Raw genomic sequence first — 4,195 nt, 5'->3', positions numbered from 1 at the left:
TGCGCAGCGTCCGAAAATGGCGCCGCATATCCCGCAGATGGTGGCCCATATCGCCGACGATTTGCAGGTGCCCAAGACCTGCATCAATGTCAAGGCGAAAACCGCGGAGGGCCTGGGTCTGGTCGGGCGGGAGGAAGGCATTTCTGCTGACGCCATTGCGTTGATCGAGCATAATGTTTAAGCTCGCTGCCTTGATCATGACCTTTCCGATTGCTGGCTGGCGTGAAGGTTTGATCAGCTTGTAAAGAATTCTGAAGGTTTCAGGTCATAGCCGTCCTGTAAGCTTGCAGAATTAACAAAATCAAGATGAGCCCTTGATCCTTGGTATAGTTAACGGCCAAGAGTGTTAAGTTTGTCAAATCAAGCGCTCAACTCTCTGTCGAGTTTGAAAATAATCCAGGAAAGTCTTGAAACGTTCACGTCGGACTTTTAATTTTTCCGTTTTAGTGAGGTCAATATGTCGAATAAATTCGTTTACGTTTTTGGCTCTTCGAAGACCGAAGGCACAGCAGATATGAAGAATCTTCTGGGTGGCAAGGGCGCCAATCTTGCAGAAATGTGTCGTCTGGGTATTTCGGTGCCTCCCGGCTTCACCATCAGTACCGATGCCTGCACGGTCTATACCGAGCAGGGTGCCGAGAGCATCCAGAAGCTGATCGAAGCCGAAGTCAGACAGGGCGTGGCCTTTCTCGAACAGGAAATGGGAAAGAAATTCGGCGATGCCGCCGACCCCTTGCTGGTCTCGGTGCGCTCCGGATCGCGCGCCTCGATGCCCGGCATGATGGACACGATTCTCAATCTGGGTCTCAATGACGAGGCAGTTGCTGGTCTGGCCAAAAAATCCGGCAACGAACGTTTCGCCTGGGACTCCTACCGCCGTTTCGTCCAGATGTACGGCGATGTGGTGATGGGCCTGAAACCCGAGTCAAAGGAAGATCATGATCCCTTTGAAGTCATCATTGACGAGATCAAGGAAAAGAAGGGCGTTGAGCTCGATACCGATCTAAGCGCAGATGATCTCAAACAGATGGTCAGCGAGTTCAAGGCGATGATTCGTGAACGCCTCGGCCGTGAATTTCCGACCGACCCGTGGGAGCAGCTCTGGGGTTCAGTGATGGCCGTGTTCCAGAGCTGGAACAACGACCGTGCCGTCTATTACCGTCAAATGCACGACATTCCGGGTTCCTGGGGAACCGCCGTTAACATTCAGTCGATGGTGTTCGGCAACCTCGGTCAGAACAGCGGTACTGGCGTGGCCTTTACCCGCGATGCGGCTTCAGGCGAAGACATCTTCAATGGTGAATTCCTGATCAACGCCCAGGGCGAAGACGTGGTGGCCGGCATCCGTACGCCGCAGCAGATTACCCTTGAAGGATCGCGTCGCTGGGCTGAACTGGCAAAAGTCAGCGAAGCTGAGCGTGCCGGCAAGTTCCCGTCGCTCGAAGAAATCATGCCGACGATCTACAAGGAACTGCTGAAGACCGAAACGGCACTGGAAAATCACTACAAGGACATGCAGGACATCGAGTTCACCATCCAGGAAGACAAGCTCTGGATGCTGCAGACGCGTTCGGCAAAGCGCACGGGGGCCGCCCTGGTTCGCACCTCGGTCGAAATGCTCAAGCAAGGCCTCATCGATGAAAAAACGGCGCTGATGCGTGTCGATCCGGACCGCCTCAACGAGCTTTTGCATCCGGTGTTTGATGGCCAGTCCATCAAGAAGGCTCGCTTGATTGCCAGCGGTCTCCCCGCTTCGCCAGGCGCCGCAACCGGCCAGATCGTTTTCTTTGCTGACGAAGCCGAGCAATGGGTTGCCCAGGGCAAGGACGTGATCCTGGTTCGTCAGGAAACCTCTCCCGAAGACTTGCGCGGCATGGTCGTGGCCAAAGGCATTCTGACGGCGCGGGGGGGCATGACCTCGCACGCGGCGGTGGTTGCCCGTGGAATGGGCAAGTGTTGCGTCTCCGGTGCCGGTTCCGTTCGCGTCGATCCGAAAGCACGCACGATGACTGTTGATGGCTCGGTGTATAAGGAAGGCGACTGGGTCTCTCTCGATGGTTCAACCGGCAAAGTTTATGAAGGCAAGGTTCCGACCAAGGATGCCGAGCTTTCCGGCGACTTCGGTTCGCTGATGGAACTTGCCGACCGTTACAAGCGTCTGGCCATTCGCACCAATGCCGATACGCCGGCAGATGCCAAGGCAGCGCGTAACTTCGGGGCCGTGGGCATTGGCCTGTGCCGTACCGAGCACATGTTCTTTGAGGGTGACCGCATCAAGTCGGTGCGCGAGATGATTCTGGCGCCTGATGAAGCCGGTCGTCGCAAGGCGCTGGCCAAACTGCTGCCGATCCAGCGCGGCGACTTCGAAGGCTTGTTCCGTGAAATGAACGGTCTGCCGGTCACCATCCGTCTGCTCGACCCGCCATTGCACGAGTTCCTGCCGCATGACGAAGCCAATCAGCGCATCATGGCGAATGAAATGGGCGTGTCATACGAGGAAATCAGTAATCGCGTCGATGACCTGCACGAATCGAATCCGATGATGGGACACCGCGGCTGTCGTCTCGGGATCTGCTATCCTGAAATCACCGAAATGCAGTCACGCGCCATCATCGAAGCCGCACTCAACGCCAAGGCCAAGGGCAGCGACGTCAAGGTCGAAATCATGGTTCCTTTGGTCGGCACCGTGCGTGAATACAACGCTCAAGCCAAGGTCATCCGTGATACGGCTACTGCCGTTTTTGCCGAACGCGGCACCGAGATTGCCTATCTAGTCGGTACCATGATCGAAACGCCGCGCGGTGCGCTGGTCGCCGACAGCATCGGCAAGCAGGCCGAGTTCTTCTCCTTTGGTACCAACGATCTTACGCAGATGACGCTGGGCTTTTCGCGTGACGACATTGGCAAGTTCCTGCCGACCTATCTGAAGGACGGCATGTACGAGCAGGATCCTTTCCAGTCGATCGACCAGAAAGGTGTTGGTCTGCTGGTCAAGATGGCCGTCGAAAAGGGTCGTTCGGTGCGCCCTGGAATCAAGCTAGGCGTTTGCGGTGAGCACGGCGGCGATCCGGCTTCGATTGGCTTCTTCCATCGGGCCGGACTCGATTATGTCAGTTGTTCGCCGTTCCGTGTGCCAATTGCACGACTCGCGGCAGCCCAGGCCGCGCTCAGTGATTGATGGTGTTTAGAAGCAAGAAGTATAAGCAGTAACAAAACGCCAGTTCCCCGGAACTGGCGTTTGTCTTTTCTCGCTTCAGTTTTTCAAGTGTAGGCGCAGACGCGCGATCATGCCGCCGCCTTCCCGCGCCAACAATTCAAGCTGGCCCTCATGCAAGCGCGCAATGCGCTCGACAATCGCCAGCCCGAGTCCAGTGCCTCTGGCATTGGTACGGGCGTTTTCGAGGCGGGTGAAGGGACGCTTCAGACGTTCGATTTCACTTGCCGGTATGCCGGGGCCACGGTCGAGAACGTCGATCAGGATTTCGTCATTCTCGATACGCGTTTCCACCGCGATTTGATCGCCACCGTACTTGCGGGCATTGTCGAGCAGATTGGCGAGTGCCCGTGTCAGTGACTGGCGGTGGATCAGAGCCGGTGGAAGTTCACCCAGCGTAAATTGTGCCGTGCTTGACGCGCGCCCCTGAGTGCTGGCGACCTGGGTCACCAATGCATTGACGTCGGTGAGTTCAGCCCCTTCGCCGCTGTCGCCGCGCGCGTAGTCGAGGAACTGGGCAATGATGGCATCCATTTGCTCGATGTCTTCGATGACTGCACTGCGCGCTGCGTCGTCGTCGATCGACATTTCCGCTTCCAGACGCAGACGTGCCAGCGGCGTGCGCAGATCGTGCGAGATACCAGCAAGTACCTCGGCGCGATCAAGTTCAATGCGTTTCAGGTCTTCCGACATGCGGTTGAAGGCTTCGGTGAGTTGCTGCAACTCGATGGCGCCACGTTCCGGGATGGGTGCGGGTTGCCTGCCGTGTCCAAGCTCCTTGGCGGCGCCGGCCAGCGCGCGCAGGGGCAGGGTGACGCGCGAGACGATCAGCCAGGCCACCAGTAGTGCCAACGCCAGCGACGCGCCTCCCCAGCCAAGCCAATTCCAGGGGAAATCGGTTTCGGCGTGTTCGCCGGGCAGCATCAGCCAGTAATCATCCTCGTCGCTGTTATCAATCGAAAAACTGACCCAGATTCCCCG

At 57.2% G+C, this 4,195-nt stretch carries 3 protein-coding genes; 2 read left to right on the top strand and 1 reads right to left on the bottom strand.

The window, feature by feature from the left end:
* On the top strand, nt 1-181 hold a 181-nt coding region (locus tag JNM42_RS06095; protein ID WP_294267700.1), incomplete at its 5' end, for a 2-C-methyl-D-erythritol 2,4-cyclodiphosphate synthase.
* Between the two features lie 276 nt (nt 182-457).
* Nucleotides 458-3,178: a pyruvate, phosphate dikinase gene (ppdK, locus tag JNM42_RS06090; protein WP_294267698.1), complete on the top strand. Its 2,721-nt coding sequence runs from the start codon at nt 458-460 to the stop codon at nt 3,176-3,178.
* A gap of 75 nt (nt 3,179-3,253) precedes the next feature.
* On the opposite strand, the gene JNM42_RS06085 is transcribed toward ppdK, so the two are convergent.
* A partial coding sequence (locus JNM42_RS06085; protein WP_294267696.1) for an ATP-binding protein occupies nt 3,254-4,195 on the bottom strand: 942 nt, incomplete at its 5' end.

Source organism: Propionivibrio sp. (assembly GCF_016790145.1).
Lineage (GTDB): Bacteria > Pseudomonadota > Gammaproteobacteria > Burkholderiales > Rhodocyclaceae > Propionivibrio.
This window is presented reverse-complemented; position numbering and strand designations above follow the sequence as displayed.

Coding starts and splice junctions, on each gene's coding strand:
- ppdK (WP_294267698.1), top strand. CDS start 458: ATGTCGAATAAATTCGTTTACGTTTTTGGCTCTTCGAAGACCGAAGGC.